Below are 24,684 nucleotides of genomic sequence, written 5' to 3' on the forward strand. Positions count from 1 at the left end.
GCTTATGAAACAGATTTTGCTGGCCTATTTATTTGTCTGCTTGCTGGGGATAGCCGGGCTAAGTCTCCTGAGTTATGGACATGGGGCTGGCTATGTCTATTTATATTGGCGTGAGTGGCAATTGCAAACCACCATCTGGTTTTTGGCGGCCGCCCTGGTCACTGTAAGTTTCCTGATTCATTTAATCTGGTACGCCATCCGGCAGTATCGCAGTCGTGAGCAGCGTAAAAGTGAGACGGTATTTAGTTTTGCCCACTTGCATCCTTATGAACAACTGGCCGTCATCTGGTTATTAAATGCCGCTCAGGAACAACGGGATTTTATTCAGCAGTCTTTCAGCAAATCGGGCTTACTCAAACATATTATTGATGCACGATTATCTTGGGGACAGCAGCAATATACCGAGGCATTGACGACTTTAAATCAGTCCAATCCGATGGCATTTGAACTGGCAGAATTACAGCGTATTGAAATTTATTTATCACAGCAGCAAGGTGAGCAAGCACTGACCCATTTAGAATTTTTAAATCAGCATGAATTATCACCCTGGTTAATTCAGGTCAAAACTGCCTATGAACAGCGATTAAACACATTATGGGGAGTATTTGCACTGCAGTTTCCCTGGTTATATTTACGCTCGACTAAATATGGTCATTTAGACCAAGAAGTAAAAAAATCATGGCTGGAACAATTATTATTGGCCTATGATCAAGCCATACCCGATGATTTGATTTATTTACAGCAGCGCTATTTAGATTTAAAAAAGCAAGTATTTAATCGTGACTACGCAGTCAAGTTATTATGGCTAAAATTATTATTCAGAATGCCGGAAATGAGTGCCGAGCATGAAACCCTGGCAGTGCATTTACTAGAACAGCAGTTTAACCAGGATGTATTTTATTTATGGTTCCAGCAGCAGTTATTGCGACAAAACCCGGATTATGACTGTATTGCACAGCAGATTTCACATTGGGAAACCCGGTATCCGGCATTACCGATTTTGAATTTTACCAAATGGCATGTATTACAGGCCACAGGTTATACCGAGCAAGCCCAGCAACTGCTTCACCTGTATCCAGACGATATCCGTATGAGTTATCTGAGAATTAAAGCGGCCTTGCAAGACCGGGAAGACCTGCTCCAGCAGTTAAATGCAGTATTTGAGTCCAATGTAAACTTTATCGAAATTAAAATTTGAGAATCATGATGTCAGAATTAAAACAATATCCAGTAATTTATGCACAGAATGTGGCATGGGGAGATATGGATGCCTTGGGACATGTAAATAATGCCATGTATTACCGCTATATCGAAAATGCACGTCTGGCGTATCTGGGGGCATTGGATTTACTGAATGAAAGGGTATCTACCGTGGTCTCTTCAAATCAGTGTCGTTATTTAAAGCCGGTGGTTTTTCCAGATCATTTAAAAGTTGCAGCGCGTATTGAAGAGATCCGAAATAGTGCATTCAGAATGCATTATTTATTATGGAGTGAACAGCAGCAAAGTATCGTGGCCACTTCAGAAGCAGTTATTGTCTGTATTGATAAAAACACCTTGCAGAAAACAGAAATTCCGCAGTATATCCGTGAAAAAATCAAAACCCTTGAATTAACTGCGCAACATGAAATCTGAAAAATGAATTGATTATTTAATTTTGTGATTATTTTTAAACTTTATTGTTATTGCTTTAAATATTTATATTGAATGTTTTATTTAATATAAATATGATGGGGATATTATTTAACAAAACAAATAATATTATTTACTTGGAGAGCATTATGCCAGATATCACTCATTTATCCGTAGAAGAGTTGAAACGTTTACAAGCTGAAGCAGAATCACTAATTGCTTCAAAAAAAGACCAAGAGATTGAAGATGCTTATCAGCAAATCTTGGCTGTTGCTGAAAAAGTGGGCATGACGGTTGAGCAGTTGCTCGAATTTGGTGCATCTAAACGCAAGAAATCATCACGCAAGTCGGTAGAGCCACGTTATCGTAGCAAAAGCAATCCGGAAGATACCTGGACAGGTCGTGGTAAACAGCCGCGCTGGTTAGTGGCAGAACTGGATAAAGGTGCAAAGCTGGAAGATTTCCTGATCTAAGCCTTTTTTAAGATCGTCATTAGGCTGTCATACAGGCAGTCTAAGATGACTGAACCAAGCAGGAATGCTTGGTTTTTTTATATCTATGAATTGGCGTTGGGAAAAAAGTGTGCATAATGTGTTGGTATAAGGAAAAGATTATAAATGGGGATTTAGACTTGAGATATTGGTCGTGGTGGGATGAGCAATAAACCGAAAGCTTTACGATGGTTGATCCTTGCGCTTGTGGCGTTTTTTGTTTTTGTCATACTGCAAGTGCCTGCAGCCTGGTTGATTTCAAAATTTTATAAAAATAATCAGCTTTTGCATAATGTAAATGGGAATATCTGGCAGGGCAGTGCGGACTGGAAAAAAGGCAATCTCCGGGGAAGCCTGAACTGGAAAGTCCGGCCTCTGGATCTGCTGTTGCTGCGTGTTGCAGCCGATGTCGATTTGCATAGTGGCAATACCCAGCTTTCAGGGGTAATGGGGTATGGGCTGAATAAAGCCCTGATCGTTAAAAATCTTCAAGGTCAGCTTGCGCCTGAAACCTTAAAAAAAGTCGCAGACTGGCAATGGCCAAGTACGGCCATTCAGTTTAAAGATCTGGATTTTAAATATAAACAAGAACAAGGCTTCAGTCAGGTGGCCGGACAGATGCAATGGGCGGGTGGCGAACTGATTTATACCTTTGCTCAGCGTCAGGAACGTATGAATGTACCGGCCATGACCGGGCAGCTGGCAGATGAAAGCGGACAGCTATTACTCGATGTTCGGGACAGCCGAGATCAACGCATGCTGAATATCAAGCTTGACCCTACACTGATGCTGGATATCCAGCTTACCCAGCGCTTCCTGATGAATGCGCCCTCTTATGAAGGTAAAGCCGGTCTGGATACTTATGTGATCAGTACCCGCCAGCCGCTGATGGGAGGCTTGAAATAATGGCCATTTCTCTCGGCGATTTAAAAAATATCGATCTAAACCAGGCCAATCGTGTTGCGCCTGTCGTATTGCTGTTGTTGATTCTGTATTTATGCTGGAAACTGGCAGCCATGTTCTGGCTGCTGATTGCGCCACCTCAAGCCATGCAGCTGGATCGGGTGGAGCTGGGCTCGCAACAGGCTCAAATTCCCAATATCAGTGGCTTTTCCCTGTTTCAGGAAAGCGGACAGGCTACGGTCGGGGTAGAAGTTGCCAATATTCTTTTACAAGGTGTGGTGGTTGCCAGTCCAAGCTATAACTCTTCTGCGGTGCTGAAAGTCAACGATCAGGTGGATCGTTATCGCGTTGGAGAGATGCTGGGCAACAGTGGTTTTGAATTGGCAGAAGTGTATTGGGATCGGGTCATTTTGCGCAGAGCAACTGGTGCTACCCAGGAAGTTTTGTTCAAGGGTCTGGAAAATGGCTTAAATCAGCCTATTGTGCCGGCCACTCCACGATCCAATTCGCTGTCTGCGCCGTATACAGATACCAGTAATACGGCTGAAACACAGAACTCGCCTTCAGCGCAAAATGAAATTGGTCGCGCAATCCAGCAGATGCAGGAAAACAAGGACCAGTATTTACAGAATATGGGGGTCAGTGCATCGGACGGTGGCTTTGAAATTACCTCCCGCACACCGGCTGCACTGCGTAATCGGCTCGGTTTAAGACCCGGAGACCGGATTTTGTCTTTAAATGGCCAGACGCTGAGCCAGGGACAAACCGAGGCGCAATTACTGGAACAGGCTCGACGTGAAGGTCAGGTCAAACTCGAAATAAAACGTGGTGATCAGGTGATGACCATACAACAAGATTTGAAGTGATGTGTCATCACGTATAGGGTTAGGAAACACGAAAGTTTATGGCTTTATTTAATAATAATCGATCAGCATGGGCATTCTGTGTGGCGGCACCAGTCATCGCAATGATCAGTACGGCGGGCTATGCACAAACCTGGAAAATCAACCTGCGGGATGCTGACCTGACTGCTTTCATCAATGAAGTGGCCGACATTACCGGCAAGAACTTCGCGGTCGATCCGCGGGTGCGTGGCAATGTGACGGTGATTTCCAATAAAGCGCTGAATAAAAATGAAGTCTATGACCTGTTTTTAGGGGTGCTGAATGTCAATGGCGTGGTGGCAATTCCTTCGGGCAATACCATCAAGCTGGTGCCGGACAGCAATGTCAAAAGCTCGGGCATTCCCTATGATGCCAGAAGCCGTGCCAGTGGCGACCAGATCGTGACTCGGGTGTTGTGGCTGGAAAATACCAATCCGAATGACCTGATTCCAGCGCTGCGCCCCTTGATGCCACAATTTGCACATCTGGCAGCAGTGCCGGGCACCAATGCGCTGATTGTGTCGGATCGTGCCAATAATATTTATCAGCTGGAAACCATCATCCGTAATCTGGATGGTACCGGCCAAAATGATATTGAAGCGGTCAGTCTGCAATCGAGTCAGGCCGAGGAAATGATCGAACTGATCGAGTCGATGACGGCCACGGGTGCAGCCAAAGATGTTCGCGGTTCACGGGTGCGTGTCATCGCAGATACCCGGACTAACCGGATTATTATTAAGGGTGATCCCACGACACGCAAGCGCGTGCGTCAAATTATCGAAACCCTGGATGTGCCAGCGGCAGACCGTCTGGGCGGCTTGAAAGTCTTTCGTCTGAAATATGCCAGTGCCAAAAATCTTGCAGAGATCTTGCAGGGGCTGGTGACCGGGCAGGCGGTGAGCAGTAATGCAAACGCTAGTGGTAGCTCTTCGAGTTCATCTTTACTCAATTCTGGCAGTAATTTAAATAATAATAGTAATAGCAGCACTAACGGCAGTAATACTTCCTCCGGTATTCAGTTGAATACGGGTATGAATACCGAGCAGGGCGGAATTAGCAGCTTTAGCGCAAACGGGGTCAGTATTATTGCAGATGCCACACAGAACTCTTTGGTGGTGAAGGCCGATCCGCAATTGATGCGGGAAATCGAATCAGCAATTAATCAGCTGGATATTCGCCGTAAACAGGTGCTGATTGAAGCTGCCATTATTGAGGTCGAAGGTACAGATGCCGATCAGCTCGGGGTGCAATGGGCCCTAGGAGATATCAGTAGTGGTATTGGTCTGATTAATTTTGATAATTTTGGTGCCAGTCTCAAAAATGTGGCCGCCGGTTATCTCACCGGTGGTGGTGCAGGTGCGGCAAGTGCTGTCGGTGCAGGAACTTCACTGGTACTGGGCGATTATCGTGAAGGCAGTGATGGTTCACGCCGTTTATATGGAGCGCTGATTCAGGCCCTGAAAGAAACCACCAAATCGAATCTGTTGTCTACGCCGTCCATTGTGACCATGGACAATGAAGAGGCCTATATTGTGGTCGGTGAGAACGTTCCATTTGTCACCGGTTCGGTGTCTACAGGAGTGTCTGGTGTAGCCAATCCCTATACCACCATTGAGCGTAAAGATGTCGGGGTCACCTTAAAGGTAGTACCGCATATTGGCGAAGATGGCACAGTGCGTTTAGAAGTCGAACAGGAAGTCTCGGATGTCAAAGCCAGCAAAGGACAGGCACAGGATCTGGTAACCAGCAAACGTGCGATCAAAACCTCGATTCTGGCTGAACATGGGCAAACCATTGTGCTGGGGGGGCTGATTTCGGACAACACCAGTTATGGCCGTCAGGCGGTTCCAGGTCTGGGAGCCATTCCGGGGATAGGACGTCTATTCCGTTCTGAAGGAAAATCCAACCAGAAACGTAATCTGCTGATCTTTATCCATCCGACCATTGTGGGGGATAAAAATGAAGTCAGTAAACTGACCCAGAAACGCTATAGTCAACTCTACAGCCTGCAACTGGCACTGGATTCTGACGGGAACTTTGCCAAGCTGCCGGATCAGGTCGATGATGTCTATCAACAGCGTATTCCGGTCTCAAAAACCCCGCTGCAAAATTCGCCTTATCAAACTGTACCTACTGCACCAGTACCCGCTCGGCCGGCCGCTGCTGTAGTGACGCCTATGGCAATCGAGCCGGCATTGCAGTCACAACCGGTACAACAAGTCGAAAAGAGTCAAAATACCGTGACCACCACCACACTGCGACCGAAAAGTTAGCTGATGTAGCATGGACAGACAGCATGTTATGATAATGTCAAAGAGAAAAGAGAAGTAACTTTCATGACTTGGAAAATACACGCGATTACAGGCGACTTGACAGGGCAAGAGATTAGTATTGACCGCGATATGTTGGTAGGGCGTCATCAGGCCGCAGACATTGTATTGCAGGCCGCAGAAATCTCTCGCAAGCATGCTGCATTTTTACTGAAAGATGACGCACTCTGGGTGCAGGATTTGGGTTCATCCAATGGCACTTTTGTCAATGATGTGCAGATTGCGCAGGAAACCTTGCTCAAGCAGGATGATATTGTTCAGTTTGCCAGCCTGAAATTTTCCGTGCTGGCACCTGTTGCTGCAATAGAAGTCGCACCAGAGGTTGAAGCGACGGCAGAAAAAGTCGTGGAACAGGTGGAAGTGACAGAGCCAAGCCCTGCACAGCAAATGAATGAGCAAGGGATACCGGAACTGAAACAGCGCGATGCTTCGGTGCAGTTGACCCGAGACGGGATGCCAACCAGTGTCGGTATTCCAAAACCGGCACCGATTCCGGAAGGCGTAGATCTGTCTGCGGTGAAACCAGAACCGGTGCCAGTGCCGGTGGAGCAGCCTGTTTCACGGGTGGAGCAGGAAAAAGAAACCCAGAAAAATGTATCTGTTGGTCTGATTTCAGTAATTGTCTTGATTATTTTAGCGATTATGGCCTGGTTAATGTTCAAATAAGCCGATGATTGGTTACAATCAAGGCATGCACAACGCATGCCTTTTTTGTGGCTGCGAATACGATAAAGAGGGCCGGGATGTCTATTGCACAATTAGAAAAGCGCGAACTGATCTTATTTGATCTGGATGGCACCCTGGTGGATTCGGCGCATGACCTGTATCGTGCCATGAATATGAGCCTGAACGTGCTGCAATTGCCGCTGGTGACCGAAGAACAGGTACGGACTTGGGTGGGCAAGGGCACCTCGATATTTTGTGAGAGTGTGTTGCAGCATCTGGTCGGTGAAGTCACCCCAGCCCAGCATCAGGAATTACTGACCACTTTTCTGGATATTTATAATGTCGATCCTTGTGTCGATACGGTACCATTTCCCGGAATTCTGAAATTTCTGGATTGGGCCAAAGCACAGGGCAAGACCCTGGTCTGTGTCACCAATAAACCGGAACTGCCTGCTCGCGCGATTCTGGACACATTGGATATGGCGCATTATTTTGCCGATACTATTGGTGGAGACCGCTTTAGTGAGCGTAAGCCGCATCCGCGCCAGTTATTGCACTGTGTCGAACAGTATGGTGTAACCAAAGAACAGGTATTGCTGATCGGGGATTCCTCCAATGATGTGGAGGCCGCACGTCGAGCCGGGATTGATTGTATTGTAGTGAGCTACGGCTATAATCATGGTGAAAACATAGCAGACTGTCATCCGCAAGAAATTGTCGATGATCTACGTGAACTGCTTGCTTAATTAGGGTATTAGGAAAATAAAATGAATAGTTATCAGGTTTTTCGATGGCGTCGCTCAGTTCAAGTCTATTTACACACTGAGTAAACCCAATTTATAGAGAAGCATCTGATGACCACACAAGCACAATTTCAACTACTTGCTGCGCAAGGCTATAACCTGATTCCTGTTTACCGTCAGCGTCTAGCTGATACCGATACCCCACTTTCCATTTTTGCTCGCCTTAAACAGCATCAACAGGCTTATTTATTCGAGTCTGTCGAAGGGGGAGAGAACTGGGCACGCTATTCAATCATCGGGCTGGGTGAATCCACAGTATTCTCCTGCAATGCCGGCGAGCTGACGGTGCAGCATGCGGACGGCTCGCTTGAAAAGCAGCACTGTGCAGATCCTTTTCAGTATATCCGTGACTTTCAGGCCCAGTTTAAAGTGCCGACGCAAGCAGACTTGCCACAGCTTCCAAGCTTTACTGGCGGTCTGGTGGGCTACTTTGGCTATGACGCCGTGCGTTATATTGAACCAAAGCTGCAAAATGTCCCCGAAGCAGATCCGGTCGGTTTGCCAGATATCTGGATGATGCTCTCGAAAACCGTGATTGTCTTTGATAATTTGAAAGATACCTTATTCCTGATTGTGCATGCCGATGCAGCTGATCCGACTGCCTATGAAAAAGCACATGAACAATTAAATGAATTAGAAAACATTCTGGCCACACCGGTTAGTCTTAAGGCTGCAAAACATACGCCGCCACACTTTGAGTCCCTCACCGGGCATGACAACTTTATTGCCTCGGTAGAAAAGGTCAAAGAATATATCCGTGCCGGGGATGTGATGCAGGTGGTACCGGGGCACCGGATGGTCTCCGACTTCGATGGCGATCCTTTACAGGTCTATCGAGCGCTGCGTCATCTCAATCCATCACCGTACCTGTTTCTGGTACAAGGGCAAACCCTGGAAAACCATACGCCATTTCATATCGTCGGTTCTTCACCCGAGATTCTGTCCCGTCTGGAAAACGGGATTGCGACGGTACGTCCACTGGCAGGCACCAGACCGCGTGGCAAGACCAAGGAAGAAGATCTGGCTCTTGAGCAAGACTTGCTGTCGGATGAAAAAGAAATTGCCGAACATGTCATGCTGATTGATTTGGGACGCAATGACGTCGGACGCATCGCAAAAATTGGCAAAGTTCAGGTGACTGATCAAATGGTGATCGAACGTTATTCGCATGTGATGCATATTGTTTCGAATGTACAAGGCGAAGTGCGTGATGATGTCGATGCCTTGGATGTTTTTAAGGCAACTTTCCCTGCCGGTACGCTTTCAGGTGCACCAAAAATTCGTGCCATGGAAATTATTGACGAAGTTGAGCCGGTAAAACGTGGAATTTTTGGCGGCGCTGTCGGTTATTTAGGCTGGCATGGTGAAATGGACATGTCGATTGCGATTCGTACCTGTGTGATTCGTGAAAATAAGGTCTATGTACAGGCCGGTGCAGGGCTGGTGGCGGACTCAAATCCTGAATCAGAATGGAATGAAACCCAAATAAAAGCTCGCGCAGTGATCAAAGCGGTTGAATTATCATCAAATGGTTTGATTTTATGAGTTTTTGCGGTTTTTTTTGAAAAAAACACTTGCATGGTTTGAGAGTTTTGCTAAACTGCACACCGTTCCGATACGAAACGTACGAAACACTAAGAAACGCCGGCATAGCTCAGTTGGTAGAGCAACTGACTTGTAATCAGTAGGTCCACAGTTCGAATCCGTGTGCCGGCACCATCTTAGAGAGTTTCAAGGGTTGAGTAAAGAATAGCACTGATGTAAGTGTAAAATGGTGAGGTTCCCGAGCGGTCAAAGGGGGCGGACTGTAACTCCGCTACGAAAGTTTCGAAGGTTCGAATCCTTCCCTCACCACCAATTTTAATGCTTCAATAAGTGGTTTGTACCAACATCGTGCGGGAGTAGCTCAGTTGGTAGAGCGGTAGCCTTCCAAGCTACATGTCGCGAGTTCGACCCTCGTCTCCCGCTCCATTGAAGTACTAATATTTGCTCTTATAGCTCAGTGGTAGAGCACTCCCTTGGTAAGGGAGAGGTCTCGAGTTCAAATCTCGATAAGAGCTCCAGATTACAGTTTAGCAATTTTTATTGCGCAATATTCAGAAAGCAGGCTATTTAGTCTGCTTTTCAAGTATTTGGTATTTGGTTTTTTTAAACGACATGTCGGAACTGGGTTTTGACTCAGAATTGTGTTCGACGTAAACGAGGAGTATTAACATGGCTAAGGCTAAGTTTGAACGTAATAAGCCACACGTTAACGTGGGCACAATTGGTCACGTCGACCATGGTAAAACAACTTTAACAGCTGCAATTGCAACTGTATGTGCGAAGAAATTCGGTGGCGAAGCACGTGATTACGCTGCAATCGACTCTGCACCAGAAGAAAAAGCACGTGGTATTACAATTAATACTTCACACGTAGAATACGATTCTCCAACTCGTCACTACGCTCACGTAGACTGCCCGGGCCACGCCGATTATGTTAAAAACATGATTACTGGTGCTGCTCAGATGGACGGCGCGATCCTTGTATGTGCTGCGACTGATGGTCCTATGCCACAGACTCGTGAACACATCCTGCTTTCTCGTCAGGTAGGTGTACCTTACATCGTTGTATTCTTGAACAAATGCGACCTTGTAGACGACGAAGAGCTTCTTGAGCTGGTTGAAATGGAAGTTCGTGAACTTCTTTCTACTTATGACTTCCCAGGTGATGACACTCCAGTGATCCGTGGTTCTGCTCTTCTTGCACTTAACGGTGACGAAGGTCAGTACGGCGAGCAAGCAGTTGTTGCACTTGTTGATGCACTTGACTCTTACATTCCAGAGCCAGAACGCGCAATCGATCTTCCATTCCTTATGCCAATTGAAGATGTATTCTCAATCTCTGGTCGTGGTACAGTAGTAACTGGCCGTGTAGAGACTGGTATCGTTAAAGTAGGCGAAGAAGTTGAAATCGTTGGTATCAAAGATACAGTTAAAACAACTGTAACTGGCGTTGAAATGTTCCGTAAACTGCTTGACGAAGGTCGTGCAGGCGAGAACTGTGGTGTTCTTCTACGTGGTACTAAGCGTGAAGACGTACAACGTGGTCAAGTATTGACTAAACCAGGTGCGATCAAGCCACACACTAAATTCGATGCGGAAGTATATGTACTTTCTAAAGAAGAAGGTGGTCGTCACACTCCATTCCTTAACGGCTACCGTCCACAGTTCTACTTCCGTACTACGGACGTAACTGGTGCGATCGCGCTTAAAGAAGGCGTGGAAATGGTAATGCCTGGTGACAACGTTGAAATGTCAGTAGAGCTAATCCACCCAATCGCAATGGACCCAGGTCTACGTTTTGCGATCCGTGAAGGCGGTCGTACAGTTGGTGCTGGTGTAGTTGCTAAAGTAACTGCATAATCATAGAATAAGATAAACAGGTTGGGGTTTCGGCTCCAGCTTGTTATTTTACAGGTCAGTAGTTCAATTGGTAGAGCGTCGGTCTCCAAAACCGAATGTTGGGGGTTCGAGTCCCTCCTGACCTGCCAAGTTTTTAAAAAGACGCTTGATGTCGGCAAAATTGGTCATATAATAAGTCGCGAAACCTACGACGAGTACAAAAATGTCGAATGAAAAATCACGCGACGCATTAGGCGAAGCGGCAATTCCTCAAAGAAATAATCCTGCAGTAGATGTAAGTTCTGGTTCTCCATTAGACATGGTTCTATGGGTTATCGCCTTGATTTTATTGGTTGGTGCAATGATGGTAAACCAATATTTACCAGCATACTGGGCACCTGCGAATGATATCTGGGTGCGTGTTGGGGTGATTTTGGCTTGTATCGTCGCGGCATTCGGTTTATTATACGCCACCCATCAAGGCAAAGGCTTTATTCGTCTGCTGAAAGATGCACGAATCGAGTTACGTCGAGTGACCTGGCCTACCAAGCAAGAGACGATGTCCACATCTTGGCAAGTTCTTGTTGTAGTTGTCATCACCTCCATTGTGTTGTGGTGTTTTGACTATATTTTAGGCTGGTTAATCAAGTTTATTATCGGGTAAGAGAGCTATGAAACGTTGGTACATTATTCATGCCTATTCAGGTTATGAAAAACAAGTAATGCGTTCGCTTAATGATCGAATCCAGCGTAGCGCTGTTGCCGATAGCTTTGGTGAAGTCCTGGTTCCTACCGAAGAAGTGGTAGAAATGAAGGATGGCAAGAAACGTAAATCAGAGCGCAAGTTCTTTCCGGGCTATGTACTAGTCGAAATGGAAATGAACGATGATACTTGGCACATTGTTAAAGAATGTCCAAAAGTTTTAGGCTTTATTGGTGGTACGGCAGAAAAACCGGCGCCAATTACGCAAAAAGAAGCCGATGCGATTCTTGCGCGTGTACGCAATACTGGTGAATCTCCTCGTCCTAAGACGATGTTTGAACCAGGCGAAGAATTACTCGTAGTTGACGGTCCATTCACAGACTTTAAAGGTGTGGTGGAAGAAGTTCTATACGAAAAGTCACGTTTAACGTTGACCATTAATGTATTTAACCGTCCAACACAGGTTGAACTGGAATTTCGTCAAGTCGAAAAATCAGTTTAATTGTTTTGGGTTGAAAACGCCTGATTTGCGTGCAAATCAGGCATTGTTGTTGTAACGGTATCGTTACTTGAAATCATTGGGGAGCCTTCACCGGCGTTAGCACCCAGAGGTAATTTGAAATGGCTAAGAAGATTGACGGCTATATCAAGCTGCAAGTTCCAGCTGGTAAAGCGAATCCATCTCCACCGATTGGTCCTGCACTAGGTCAACGTGGTGTGAACATCATGGCATTCTGTAAAGAATTCAATGCTGCGACACAAAAAGTTGAAGCTGGTCTGCCAATTCCAGTTGTGATCACTGTGTACAACGACAAGTCGTTCACATTCATCATGAAAACTCCACCTGCTGCTGTTCTTCTTAAGAAAGCTGCTGGTATCCAGAAGGGTTCAGCTGTACCTAACAAAACTAAAGTTGGTAAGTTGACTCGTGCTCAAATCGAAGAAATTGCGACTACTAAAGAACCAGATTTGACTGGTGCTGATTTAGACGCACGTGTACGTACCATTGCTGGTTCTGCGCGTTCTATGGGCTTGGAAGTGGAGCTTTAAGACATGGCTAAATTAACTAAACGTCAAAAAGCGATTGTTGCTGCTGTAGAAGCGCACAAAGTTTACACGCTAGAAGAAGCTGTTGCAGTTTTGGAAAGCCTTCCGGCTCCTAAATTCAAAGAATCTTTGGATGTTGCGATCAACCTAGGTGTTGACCCGCGTAAATCTGACCAGGTTGTTCGTGGTGCGACTACACTTCCTGCAGGTACTGGTAAAACTGTACGTGTAGCAGTATTCGCTCAAGGCGCTGCTGCTGAAGCCGCTAAAGCTGAAGGCGCAGACGTTGTTGGTTTCGACGATCTTGCTGAAAGCATTCAAGCGGGTAACCTTGACTTCGACGTAGTAATTGCTGCTCCAGATGCAATGCGCGTTGTTGGTAAACTTGGTACGATTCTTGGTCCACGTGGCTTAATGCCAAACCCTAAAGTGGGTACTGTAACTCCTGACGTAGCAACTGCAGTTAAAAATGCAAAAGCTGGTCAAGCACGTTACCGCGTAGACAAAGCGGGTATTATCCACGCTGCGATCGGTCAAGTAGGTTTCACTGCTGAAGCTGTTCGTTCAAACGTTGAAGCACTTGTTGCTGACTTGAAACGTTTAAAGCCTGCTACATCTAAAGGCGTATACATCCAGAAGATCACTTTGAGCTCAACTATGGGTCCTGGTCTTACTGTTGATGTTGCTAACGTTTCTAAATAAGTCTCGACTTATTACAGAATTTTAAAGCCCTGAAGAAGTCTCCTTCTCCCTCTGGGAGAAGGTCGGGAAGAGGATTAAACCTCTCCCTAGCCCTCTCCTGTAAGGAGAGGGGATAATTTAGGCAGACTTTGAATTGATAAATGTAAATTTATCAGCGTCAAAGACCGCGGGCGAGGGGAGTTTTATGCTTCGCTCTTAATAGCCCAGCCTGCGTAGACGCGGTGGTGTGATTTGTTCATCCTCCGCGTGTGAGTCCAGTGATGGTCTTACGAATTGGGAGTGTACTTCGCGTAAGTACATAAATCACCGTTAGGAGGTTTTACAATGGCTCTTCTTATCGAAGGCAAAAAACAGATCGTAGCTGAAGTAGCTGAAGTTGCTTCTACTGCATTTGCTGCTGTTGTTGCTGACTACCAAGGTTTGACTGTAGAGCAGTTAACTACTCTACGTGTTGAAGCGCGTAAACTTGGTGTTACTACACGTATCGTGCGTAACACTTTGGCTAAACGTGCTCTTCAAGATACTCAATTCAATATCTTGAATGACAGCCTTGTTGGCCCAACAATCTTAGCTTTCTCAAATTCTGAAGACGACATGGGTGCTGCTGCACGTTTGTTCGAAGAATTTGCTAAAACTAATAAAGCATTTGAACTTAAAGCTGCTGCATTTGATGGCAAACTTTATCAAGGCGAAGAAGTAAGCGTAATCGCGAATCTTCCGAACCAAGAGAAAGCGCTTACTATGCTTGCAAGCGTTCTTCAAGCTCCTATTTCGAAATTGGGCCGCTTACTTACAGCGCTTCAAGAGAAAAACGAGTCAGAAGCTGCTTAAGCTCAAACTTACACACACATCATTCAATACCCATTTGGAGTTACTCTCATGGCTTTAACAAACGAAGAAATCCTAAACGCAGTTGCTGAAAAAACTGTTCTTGAGCTTGTTGAACTTATCTCTGCTTTCGAAGAGAAATTCAATGTATCTGCTGCTGCTGTAGCTGTAGCTGCTGGTCCTGCTGCTGCTGCTGTTGAAGAACAGTCTGAATTCAATGTTGAATTGACTTCTTTTGGCGCGAACAAAGTTGCTGTAATTAAAGCAGTTCGTGAAGCGACTGGCCTTGGCTTGAAAGAAGCTAAAGACATGGTTGAAAGCGCTCCTGCAGTTCTTAAAGAAGGCGTTTCTAAAGAAGAAGGCGAAGAACTTAAGAAGAAACTTGAAGAAGCTGGTGCTACAGTTACTCTTAAGTAATAGCTTAAGGGAGCCGGTTTTTTTATAATCAGCTCCAAAAATTGGCTGATGGCTCTTGGGTCATCAGCCTTTTTGCGTTACAATAATCGGCTCGATTTTTGTTTGCATGATATAAAAATCATACAAATTGAAAATAAACATAATGATCAAACGTTTACCAATATTTTTCAGTAAAAAAAATATTGATAAGCGTTTTAATACCACTAAAAATTGCAGCATTTGTAAAGAGTGGTGGCCATATCGGCCAGCGTAATTCCTTCTGAGCCCGTTCTGCAGGCGGGCTTGGTTTACACTTTCCGAGGACTCCAGATGGCATACTCATATACCGAAAAGAAACGGATCCGTAAGAATTTTGGTAAATTGCCTAGCGTTATGGATGCTCCGTACCTGCTCGCGATTCAAGTCGACTCGTACAGAACGTTCTTACAAGATGGCAAATCACCAAAAAACCGCGAAGATATCGGTCTCCAAGCCGCATTTCGTTCAGTTTTTCCTATAGAAAGTTATTCTGGCAATGCTGCTTTAGAATTTGTTGAGTATAGTCTTGGTAAGCCTGAGTTTGATGTACGCGAATGTATTCTTCGTGGCTCGACTTATGCAGCACCAATGCGTGTGAAAATTCGTTTGATCCTGAAAGATCGTGAAACGAAGTCAATTAAAGACGTACGTGAACAAGAAGTCTATATGGGCGAAATGCCATTGATGACGGATAACGGTACTTTTGTGATTAATGGTACCGAACGTGTCATCGTATCGCAATTACACCGTTCACCAGGCGTATTCTTTGACCACGATAAAGGCAAGACTCACTCAAGTGGTAAAGTCCTTTATTCTGCACGTATCATTCCTTACCGTGGTTCATGGTTAGATTTTGAATTCGATGCCAAAGATCTGGTCTATGTACGTATTGACCGTCGTCGTAAATTGCTTGCGACTGTGGTACTTCGTGCGCTGGGTTATAGCAACGAAAACATTCTCGACATGTTCTACGAGAAAGTCCCTGTCTATCTTGACATGGGTAGCTACCAGATTGATCTGGTGCCTGAACGTCTGCGTGGCGAAATGGCACAGTTTGACATCTTGGATAAAGATGGCAAGACAATCGTTGAGCAAGGTAAACGTATTAACGCGCGTCATGTACGTCAAATGGAAGCTTCAGGTCTTGAAAAACTTGCAGTGCCTGATGAGTACTTGTATGAGCGTATTACCGCTGAAGACATCGCGCTTAAAGATGGCGACGTGATTGCTGCAAACACCGTATTGAGCCATGAAATCATGGTGAAAATTGCAGAAGGCGGCGTGAAGCAGTTCAATGTCCTGTTCACCAATGATATCGATCGTGGTTCATTCGTTGCAGATTCTCTACGTGCAGATACCACGACGACTCGTGAAGAAGCACTGGTCGAAATCTACAAAGTAATGCGTCCGGGCGAGCCACCAACCAAAGAAGCAGCCGAGAACCTGTTCAACAACCTGTTCTTCTCTTCTGAGCGTTATGACTTGTCGCCAGTGGGTCGCATGAAGTTCAACCGTCGTTTGGGTCGTCCTTACGAAGTGGGTACAGACCAGAAGTCGCGTGAAGTTGAAGGCATTCTCTCGAATGAAGATATCACTGATGTACTTAAAACATTAGTTGAAATCCGTAACGGTAAAGGTGAAGTCGACGATATCGATCACCTGGGTAACCGTCGTGTTCGTTCTGTGGGCGAAATGACTGAAAACCAGTTCCGTGTCGGTCTAGTTCGTGTAGAACGTGCTGTTAAAGAGCGTCTATCTCAAGCTGAAACAGATAACCTGTCTCCGCAAGATTTGATCAATGCGAAGCCGGTGGCTGCTGCAATCAAAGAATTCTTTGGTTCAAGCCAGTTGTCTCAGTTTATGGACCAAAACAACCCGTTATCTGAAATCACGCACAAACGTCGTGTATCGGCGCTTGGTCCCGGTGGTTTGACACGTGAACGTGCAGGCTTTGAAGTACGTGACGTACATCAAACCCATTACGGTCGTGTATGTCCAATTGAAACGCCGGAAGGTCCAAACATTGGTTTGATCAACTCGCTTTCTGTTTATGCTAAAGCCAACAACTTCGGTTTCCTGGAAACGCCTTACCGTAAAGTAATTGATGGCCGTGTAACCATGGACATTGAATACCTATCTGCAATTGAAGAAGTGGGTACTGTGATTGCACAGGCCGATTCTGCAATGGATGCTGATGGTAACTTGACTGAAGAAGTTGTATCTGTACGTCACCAAGGTGACTTCGTACGCATGCCGCCTGAAAAAGTAACGCATATGGATGTATCTGCTCAGCAGGTTGTATCTGTAGCTGCGTCACTGATTCCGTTCCTTGAACACGATGATGCCAACCGTGCATTGATGGGTTCAAACATGCAACGTCAGGCTGTTCCTACGTTAATCGCTGACAAGCCACTCGTAGGTACGGGTATGGAAGCGAACGTAGCACATGACTCTGGTGTGTGTGTGATCGCACAGCGTGGTGGCCGTATCGAGTTTGTTGATGCATCTCGTGTAGTCATTCGTGTCAATGAAGAAGAGATGATCGCAGGTGAGGCAGGTGTAGATATCTATAACCTGATCAAATACACCCGTTCAAACCAGAACACCTGTATCAACCAGAAAGTTCTTGTGAACCTGGGTGATAAAGTTGGCCGTGGTGACGTTCTTGCTGATGGTCCATCGACTGATGGCGGTGAATTGGCACTGGGTCAAAACATGCGCGTTGCGTTCATGACCTGGAATGGTTACAACTATGAAGACTCGATCTTGTTATCTGAGCGTGTACTTCAGGAAGACCGTTTAACCTCGATTCATATCCAGGAATTGTCATGTGTCGCACGTGATACCAAACTGGGTGCGGAAGAAATTACGGCCGATATCCCGAACGTGGGTGAAGCTGCACTCTCTAAATTAGATGAGTCAGGTATCGTTTATATCGGTGCTGAAGTGACTGCGGGCGATATCCTGGTTGGTAAAGTAACACCGAAAGGCGAAACGCAATTAACACCTGAAGAAAAACTGCTTCGTGCAATCTTCGGTGAAAAAGCAGCTGACGTTAAAGATTCATCTTTACGCGTTCCATCAGGTACCAAAGGTACCGTGATTGACGTTCAAGTGTTTACACGTGACGGTCTTGAAAAAGACGAACGTGCTCAAGCTATTGAAAAAGCACAGCTTGATGCTTACCGCAAAGACTTGAAAGAAGAATTCAAGATCTTTGAAGAAGCGGCACGTGAACGTGTAATTCGTTTGCTGAACGGTCAAGAATCGAATGGTGGCGGCACTACTAAACGTGGCGACAAATTGTCTGAAGACATGTTGTCTGGTTTAGAGCTGGTTGATCTTCTTGAAATCCAACCGGTTGACGAAGCAATTGCTGAGCGTTTGACTCAAATCCAAGTCTTCTTGAAAGAGAAGAGCTTTGAAATTGACGAGAAATTCGCTGAGAAAAAACGCAAATTGTCTACAGGCGATGAACTGACAACTGGCGTATTGAAAGTTGTTAAAGTTTATCTTGCTGTAAAACGTCGCATCCAGCCGGGTGATAAGATGGCTGGTCGTCACGGTAACAAAGGTGTTGTATCAAACATCTTGCCGGTAGAAGACATGCCACACGATGCTAACGGTGTACCTGTTGATATCGTATTGAACCCGCTAGGCGTACCATCGCGTATGAACGTGGGTCAGATTCTTGAAACTCACTTGGGTATGGCTGCCAAAGGTCTTGGCGATCAAATCGACAAGATGATGAAAGAACAGCGTACTGTACTTGAGCTTCGTGATTTCCTTGACAAGATTTATAACAAAGTTGGTGGCGAGCAAGAAGATCTTGATAGCCTGACTGATGATGAAATCTTGAAACTTTCTGGCAACTTGCGTGCTGGTGTTCCTTTGGCAACGCCGGTATTCGATGGTGCTGAAGAAGGTCAGATCAAAGAGTTGTTACAACTTGCAGGTCTATCAAGTACTGGTCAGACAGTATTATATGATGGTCGTACTGGTGAACGTTTCGACCGTCCGGTAACTGTTGGTTATATGTACATGCTGAAACTGAACCACTTGGTTGATGACAAGATGCATGCGCGTTCAACTGGTTCTTATTCTCTAGTAACGCAACAGCCGCTGGGTGGTAAAGCACAGTTCGGTGGTCAGCGTTTCGGTGAGATGGAGGTCTGGGCACTAGAGGCTTACGGTGCAGCATATACGCTACAAGAAATGCTGACTGTGAAATCGGATGACGTTGAAGGTCGTACTCGTATCTACAAAAACATTGTAGATGGAAACCATTATATGGATCCGGGTATGCCTGAATCGTTCAACGTATTGACCAAAGAGATCCGTTCTTTAGGTATCAACATTGAACTGAAAAATGGTGACTAATTAGTTCCATTTAATCCCCCCAGCCCCCTTTATGAAAGGGGGAGTTCCCACTCGAAAGGGTAGGAGCTTCCCTCCTTAGAAAAAGGAGGGATTGAGGGAGGATTATTCAGTTAAAAAACAATATTTGTGACCCAGTCGAGAAGTGAAAATCTCCTCGACACACGGAGAAAAAAATTGAAAGACTTGCTCGATATCATGCGCAAAAAGACGGATTCAGACGGTCATGCTCCTGTAGAGTTTGACCGCATCCGTATTGGTCTTGCGTCACCAGAAATGATTAAGTCATGGTCTCACGGTGAAGTTAAAAAGCCAGAAACCATTAACTATCGTACGTTCAAACCGGAACGTGATGGTTTATTCTGTGCCAAAATTTTTGGTCCAGTAAAAGATTACGAATGCTTGTGTGGTAAATACAAGCGTATGAAGTACAAAGGCGTCATTTGTGAAAAATGTGGCGTTGAAGTAACCACTGCGAAAGTTCGTCGTGAGCGTATGGGTCATATTGACCTTGCGTCACCTGTTGCACATATCTGGTTCTTGAAATCATTACCGAGCCGTATCGGTCTTCTTTTAGACATGACGCTACGTGATATCGAACGTGTATTGTATTTCGAATCTTATGTTGTCACTGATCCAGGTATGACCCCGTTCGAGAAATACCAACTTCTGAACGATGAAGAATACTTCAATGCGTTGGAAGAGCACGGTGATGAATTCACAGCGAAAATGGGTGCAGAAGCTGTTCAGGACTTGTTGAAAGACATCGATCTTGAAGCTGAAATCGCGCGTTTACGTGAAGAAATTCCTGTTACAACTTCAGAAACCAAGCTGAAAAAAGCGTCTAAGCGTTTGAAGTTGATGGAAGCATTCAATGATTCAAACAACAAGCCAGAATGGATGGTGTTGACTGTACTTCCAGTTCTTCCACCAGATCTTCGTCCGTTGGTACCACTTGAAGGTGGTCGTTTCGCGACTTCTGACCTGAACGATCTTTATCGTCGTGTGATTAACCGTAACAACCGTTTGAAGCGTCTTCTTGACCTTGCAGCGCCAGACATCATCGTACGTAACGAAAAGCGTATGTTACAAGAGTCTGTAGATGCATTGTTAGATAACGGTCGTCGTGGTCGTGCAATTACCGGTTCGAACAAGCGTCCGCTTAAATCTTTGGCAGATATGATCAAAGGTAAGCAAGGTCGTTTCCGTCAGAACTTATTGGGTAAACGTGTCGATTACTCAGGTCGTTCAGTAATTACTGTAGGTCCGACTTTACGTTTGCATCAATGTGGTCTTCCGAAGAAAATGGCACTTGAACTGTTCAAGCCGTTTATTTTTGCGAAACTACAGGCATCTGGCCAAGCAACCACCATTAAAGCTGCGAAGAAAATGGTTGAGCGCGAAACGCCAGAAGTTTGGGACGTTCTTGCTCACGTGATTCGTCAACATCCAGTGATGTTGAACCGTGCGCCAACACTTCACCGTCTGGGTCTGCAAGCATTTGAACCGATCCTGATCGAAGGTAAGGCAATCCGTCTACACCCGCTCGTATGTGCTGCGTTTAACGCCGACTTCGATGGTGACCAAATGGCGGTACACGTACCATTAACACTTGAAGCGCAGTTAGAAGCGCGTGCGTTAATGATGTCGACCAACAACATCCTTTCTCCAGCGAACGGTGAGCCAATCATCGTACCGTCTCAGGACGTAGTGTTGGGCTTGTATTACATCACCCGTGATGCAATCAATGCCAAAGGTGAAGGCATGGTGTTTGCGGATACTCACGAAGTAAACCGTGCACTGGCAACCGGTCAGGTGGATCTACACGCTCGCGTGAAAGCACGTGTACACCAGACTGTCATCGATGAAGATGGTAACCGCGAACAGCAAACCATTATTGTAGATACGACACCGGGTCGTTGTTTACTTTGGGAAGTTGTGCCTGAAGGTATGGACTTCCAGCAAATTAACGTTGAGATGACCAAGAAAAACATCTCCAAGTTAATTAACTCTTGCTACCGTAAATTGGGTCTGAAAGATACTGTTATCTTCGCTGACCAATTGATGTACCTTGGTTTCCGTCAAGCGACGCGTTCAGGCGTATCGGTTGGTATGGAAGACATGGTTATTCCGCCACAAAAGCAAGCGATTATCGGTAAAGCCGAAGCTGAAGTTCGTGAAATCGAACAACAGTTCGAGCAAGGTTTCGTAACTGCTGGTGAACGTTATAACAAGGTTGTCGATATCTGGGCACGTACCAACGACCAAGTAGCGAAAGCGATGATGGACAACTTGTCTTTCACCACTGTTAAAAACAAACAGGGTGAAGACGAGAAGCAAAAATCATTCAACTCGATCTACATGATGTCTGACTCGGGTGCCCGTGGTTCGGCCGCTCAGATTCGTCAGTTGGCAGGTATGCGTGGTTTGATGGCCAAGCCGGATGGCTCGATCATTGAAACCCCGATTAAAGCCAACTTCCGTGAAGGTTTGACTGTACTTCAGTACTTCATCTCGACACACGGTGCACGTAAAGGTTTGGCCGATACAGCATTGAAAACTGCGAACTCAGGTTACTTGACACGTCGTCTAGTCGACGTTGCACAAGACTTGGTAATTACTGAGCCGGATTGTGGTACTTATGACGGTCTGGTAATGACTCCGTTCATTCAAGGTGGCGATGTAATCGAAAACCTGGGTGCACGAGTACTTGGTCGTGTGGTTGCTGAAGATGTGAAACGTGTAGGTACAGACGAAGTTCTGCTTCCACGTAATACATTAATCGACGAGAAACTGGCAACGTTTATCGAAAGCCAGGGTGTCGACGAAATTAAAGTACGTTCGGTTGTAAACTGTGCCTCTACTTTCGGTGTATGTGCGAAATGTTACGGTCGTGACCTTGCACGTGGTCATCAGGTGAACCCGGGTGAGTCTGTAGGTGTAATGGCAGCTCAATCGATTGGTGAGCCAGGTACACAGTTAACCATGCGTACCTTCCACGTCGGTGGTGCTGCGAGCCGAACTTCTGCTGCAAACAGCGTACAGGTTCGTAACCAGGGTACAGTACGTTTCCACAACGTGAAAACCGTACAACATGCCAAAGGTCACTTGGTATCGACTTCACGTTCAGGTGAAATCGGTATTGCGGATGATTTAGGTCGTGAGCGCGAGCGCTATAAACTTCCTTACGGTGCGTCTATCTTGCTGAAAGATGGCGAAGCTGTAGAAGCTGGCGGTATCGTGGCGACTTGGGATCCGCATACACATCCATTGGTAACAGAAGTTGCAGGTAAAGTACGTTTCAGCCAGATCGCTGATGGCGTAACCGTAACTTCGAAAACTGATGATGCAACCGGTATGTCAACGATCGAAATCTTGCCAGTGACTTCACGTCCTGCGTCAGGTAAAGATCTGCGTCCTGCTGTTGTTCTTGACACAGTTGATGGTGGCGAACAGTTCTACTTCCTGCCACAAAACACCATTCTTTCTGTCCGTGATGGCGAAACAATTGGTGTCGGTGACGTTATCGGTCGTGTACCACAAGAATCTTCACGTACCCGTGATATTACCGGTGGTCTGCCTCGTGTAGCTGACTTGTTCGAAGCACGTAAGCCAAAAGAGCATGCAATCCTGGCAGAAGTGTCTGGTGTGGTGAGCTTCGGTAAAGAGACCAAAGGTAAGAACCGTCTGGTGATTACGCCGGATGATGGTTCTGAGATTTATGAAGAGCTGATTCCGAAATGGCGTACCATTAACGTGTTCGAAGGCGAGCATGTGAACCGTGGTGAAACTATTTCTGATGGTCCACAGAACCCGCACGACATCTTGCGTCTGAAAGGTGAAGTGGCATTGACCAACTACATCGTGAACGAAGTTCAGGACGTATACCGTCTGCAAGGTGTAAAAATCAACGATAAGCATATTGAAGTGATCGTACGTCAAATGCTGCGTAAAGTTGACATCACCGATGGCGGCGATACCAGCTTCATCAAAGGTGAGCAAGTGGATTACATCCGCGTTGTTCAGGAAAACCAAGCTGTTCTTGCACAAAACAAGTTCCCAGCGAAGTTTGAACGTCTGTTGATGGGTATTACCAAAGCGTCGCTTTCTACTGACTCGTTCATCTCTGCTGCATCGTTCCAGGAAACCACACGTGTGTTAACTGAAGCTGCTGTAACAGGTAAAGAAGATGATTTACGTGGTCTGAAAGAAAACGTGGTTGTAGGTCGCCTGATCCCAGCGGGTACAGGTTTGGCTTACCATCTGGAGCGTCGTCGTCAGGAAGCAGAAGCTGCAGAATTTGAACTGCACAATGATTTCTCTGATGTAGATCAAGCTTTAAGTCAGGCATTTAACGAAGAATTCTAATTCAAGTTAAAGCTTAAAAAAAAAGACGCCTGCGGGCGTCTTTTTTTGTTTAAAGCACATGAAAATTAAAGCTTAAACAGCGGAATAATCCATTGATACTTACAAAACTCAGCAGGAATACCGAGAGAAGTAACACGCTGTAGATTTTTGTTTTATAAAATGAAGATAAGCTAAATTAAAACATGAAAGGAAGGCCAAGATCATGAAAAAACTAATGGGCGTTATGGCAGTTGCCACTCTCTCCACCTTTATGTTGGCAGGTTGTGAAAGTATGTCTGCCAATGAACAGCGTATCGGTGCTGCTGCCTTGGGCGGCGCAGTCGGTGGTGGTGTAGGGAATAGTGTAGGTGGTGGTCTGGGTTCTGCCGTCGGTGGTGGTGCAGGTGCAGCTGTGGGTAGTAAATCACAAGGTGGTTCAAACCGTAATGCGACCTATAGTGGTGTGGGTGGTGCCGTAGGTTCAGCTGTCGGTAAAAGCATCTTTGGTGGTAATGCCGGCGCTGCGATTGGTGGTGCAATCGGTGGTGGTGCAGGTGCTGCGATCGAGCAGGATAACCGTCGCCGTTAAGTCAAAACCGGGATCGAATTGATCCAGAGATAAAAGCGCCAAATTGGCGCTTTTATCTTATTGCAGTGTTTGAATTTTTCCTTTGCTTTGCTTGCGCCGGATATACACTGTCTTCTGTACTTCCGCGATTCGAACGCCTGCTTCATCGTAAATATTGAGCTGATAATGGCGATAGACCGGCGCAAAGTCGGCAGCCAAATCAATGATGGTGGTGATTTCTTCTGCAGAGATCCGAATGTCAGCATATACCGTGCCACGACCCGGTGCTAAAAACTGGATACTCGCACCTTTATCCCAGACAATATATTTTGATCCCAAATGATGCATTAACAATAACATGTAAAATGGATCGACCATCGAATACAGGCTGCCACCAAAATGGACGCCGACAATATTCTGGTTTTTACGGGTCAGCGGCATTTTGACCCGAATGTGATAATTATTAAAATCAATTTTATCAATTTCGATGCCGGCACCACGATAGGGCGCATAGCGGTTCAGAATAAATTTTGAAACCAGCGGCAGTTTTTGAATTTTTTGGAATAGGCTCATGCTGACATTCT

20 protein-coding genes and 5 tRNA genes are annotated in these 24,684 nt (G+C 45.7%); 24 read left to right on the forward strand and 1 reads right to left on the reverse strand.

Features of this window, described 5'->3' with window-relative positions; translation table 11 throughout:
- Positions 1–4 precede the first annotated feature (4 nt).
- The 24 genes from AC3IT7_RS01080 (at position 5) to AC3IT7_RS01195 (ending at position 24,121) form a co-directional block, all read left to right on the forward strand.
- A complete protein-coding gene (locus AC3IT7_RS01080; protein WP_489249099.1) occupies positions 5–1,198 on the forward strand; it encodes a heme biosynthesis protein HemY in 1,194 nt (397 codons plus the stop codon).
- Positions 1,199–1,206: 8 nt separating this feature from the next.
- On the forward strand, positions 1,207–1,635 hold the full coding sequence (locus tag AC3IT7_RS01085; RefSeq protein ID WP_489249100.1) for an acyl-CoA thioesterase: 429 nt from the start codon (positions 1,207–1,209) through the stop codon (positions 1,633–1,635).
- Positions 1,636–1,778: 143 nt separating this feature from the next.
- Entirely contained in the window at positions 1,779–2,105 is a 327-nt protein-coding gene (locus AC3IT7_RS01090; protein ID WP_475653851.1) for an H-NS histone family protein, read from the forward strand.
- A gap of 180 nt (positions 2,106–2,285) precedes the next feature.
- Positions 2,286–3,029, forward strand: a complete 744-nt coding sequence (gspN, locus tag AC3IT7_RS01095; RefSeq protein ID WP_489249101.1) for a type II secretion system protein N — start codon at positions 2,286–2,288, stop codon at positions 3,027–3,029.
- Entirely contained in the window at positions 3,029–3,892 is an 864-nt protein-coding gene (locus AC3IT7_RS01100; protein ID WP_489249102.1) for a type II secretion system protein N, read from the forward strand. Before gspN ends, AC3IT7_RS01100 begins: the two co-directional genes overlap by 1 nt.
- A 38-nt stretch (positions 3,893–3,930) precedes the next feature.
- Complete coding sequence (gene gspD, locus AC3IT7_RS01105; RefSeq protein WP_489249103.1) at positions 3,931–6,183, forward strand: type II secretion system secretin GspD; 2,253 nt, start codon at positions 3,931–3,933, stop codon at positions 6,181–6,183.
- A 63-nt stretch (positions 6,184–6,246) separates the two neighbouring features.
- On the forward strand, positions 6,247–6,906 hold the full coding sequence (locus tag AC3IT7_RS01110; protein WP_489249104.1) for an FHA domain-containing protein: 660 nt from the start codon (positions 6,247–6,249) through the stop codon (positions 6,904–6,906).
- Positions 6,907–6,983: 77 nt separating this feature from the next.
- Positions 6,984–7,652, forward strand: a complete 669-nt coding sequence (locus AC3IT7_RS01115; RefSeq protein WP_489249105.1) for a phosphoglycolate phosphatase — start codon at positions 6,984–6,986, stop codon at positions 7,650–7,652.
- A gap of 108 nt (positions 7,653–7,760) precedes the next feature.
- Entirely contained in the window at positions 7,761–9,254 is a 1,494-nt protein-coding gene (gene trpE / locus AC3IT7_RS01120) for an anthranilate synthase component I (RefSeq protein WP_489249106.1), read from the forward strand.
- A 98-nt stretch (positions 9,255–9,352) separates the two neighbouring features.
- Positions 9,353–9,428 (forward strand) — tRNA-Thr (locus AC3IT7_RS01125).
- 54 nt (positions 9,429–9,482) lie between these two features.
- Positions 9,483–9,566, forward strand: a tRNA-Tyr gene (locus AC3IT7_RS01130).
- Between the two features lie 38 nt (positions 9,567–9,604).
- Positions 9,605–9,680 (forward strand) — tRNA-Gly (locus AC3IT7_RS01135).
- Positions 9,681–9,697: 17 nt separating this feature from the next.
- Positions 9,698–9,772 (forward strand) — tRNA-Thr (locus AC3IT7_RS01140).
- A gap of 151 nt (positions 9,773–9,923) precedes the next feature.
- Entirely contained in the window at positions 9,924–11,114 is a 1,191-nt protein-coding gene (tuf, locus tag AC3IT7_RS01145) for an elongation factor Tu (protein WP_489248589.1), read from the forward strand.
- A 52-nt stretch (positions 11,115–11,166) separates the two neighbouring features.
- Positions 11,167–11,242: transfer RNA gene (locus AC3IT7_RS01150), tRNA-Trp, on the forward strand.
- Between the two features lie 74 nt (positions 11,243–11,316).
- Positions 11,317–11,757: a preprotein translocase subunit SecE gene (gene secE / locus AC3IT7_RS01155; protein WP_489249107.1), complete on the forward strand. Its 441-nt coding sequence runs from the start codon at positions 11,317–11,319 to the stop codon at positions 11,755–11,757.
- A gap of 7 nt (positions 11,758–11,764) precedes the next feature.
- Entirely contained in the window at positions 11,765–12,298 is a 534-nt protein-coding gene (nusG, locus tag AC3IT7_RS01160; protein WP_475653724.1) for a transcription termination/antitermination protein NusG, read from the forward strand.
- A gap of 119 nt (positions 12,299–12,417) precedes the next feature.
- A complete protein-coding gene (gene rplK, locus AC3IT7_RS01165) occupies positions 12,418–12,846 on the forward strand; it encodes a 50S ribosomal protein L11 (protein WP_004278614.1) in 429 nt (142 codons plus the stop codon).
- Positions 12,847–12,849: 3 nt separating this feature from the next.
- Positions 12,850–13,545: a 50S ribosomal protein L1 gene (gene rplA, locus AC3IT7_RS01170; RefSeq protein WP_475653723.1), complete on the forward strand. Its 696-nt coding sequence runs from the start codon at positions 12,850–12,852 to the stop codon at positions 13,543–13,545.
- Positions 13,546–13,869: 324 nt separating this feature from the next.
- The gene (rplJ, locus tag AC3IT7_RS01175) at positions 13,870–14,376 is read left to right on the forward strand and encodes a 50S ribosomal protein L10 (protein ID WP_475653722.1); all 507 of its coding nucleotides are present in this window, start codon (positions 13,870–13,872) and stop codon (positions 14,374–14,376) included.
- Positions 14,377–14,424: 48 nt separating this feature from the next.
- Positions 14,425–14,790, forward strand: a complete 366-nt coding sequence (gene rplL / locus AC3IT7_RS01180; protein ID WP_475653721.1) for a 50S ribosomal protein L7/L12 — start codon at positions 14,425–14,427, stop codon at positions 14,788–14,790.
- Between the two features lie 309 nt (positions 14,791–15,099).
- Positions 15,100–19,188 carry a DNA-directed RNA polymerase subunit beta gene (rpoB, locus tag AC3IT7_RS01185; protein WP_489249108.1) on the forward strand — a complete coding sequence of 1,363 codons (4,089 nt, stop codon included), beginning with the start codon at positions 15,100–15,102 and terminating at the stop codon, positions 19,186–19,188.
- Positions 19,189–19,362: 174 nt separating this feature from the next.
- Positions 19,363–23,553 carry a DNA-directed RNA polymerase subunit beta' gene (rpoC, locus tag AC3IT7_RS01190; RefSeq protein ID WP_489249109.1) on the forward strand — a complete coding sequence of 1,397 codons (4,191 nt, stop codon included), beginning with the start codon at positions 19,363–19,365 and terminating at the stop codon, positions 23,551–23,553.
- Between the two features lie 202 nt (positions 23,554–23,755).
- Positions 23,756–24,121, forward strand: coding sequence for a glycine zipper domain-containing protein (locus AC3IT7_RS01195; protein WP_005095281.1), 366 nt, complete (start codon positions 23,756–23,758; stop codon positions 24,119–24,121).
- Between the two features lie 57 nt (positions 24,122–24,178).
- On the opposite strand, the gene AC3IT7_RS01200 is transcribed toward AC3IT7_RS01195, so the two are convergent.
- Positions 24,179–24,673, reverse strand: a complete 495-nt coding sequence (locus tag AC3IT7_RS01200; RefSeq protein WP_489249110.1) for a DUF4442 domain-containing protein — start codon at positions 24,671–24,673, stop codon at positions 24,179–24,181.
- Positions 24,674–24,684: the final 11 nt, after the last annotated feature.

This window comes from Acinetobacter sp. KH_038 (genome assembly GCF_057839405.1).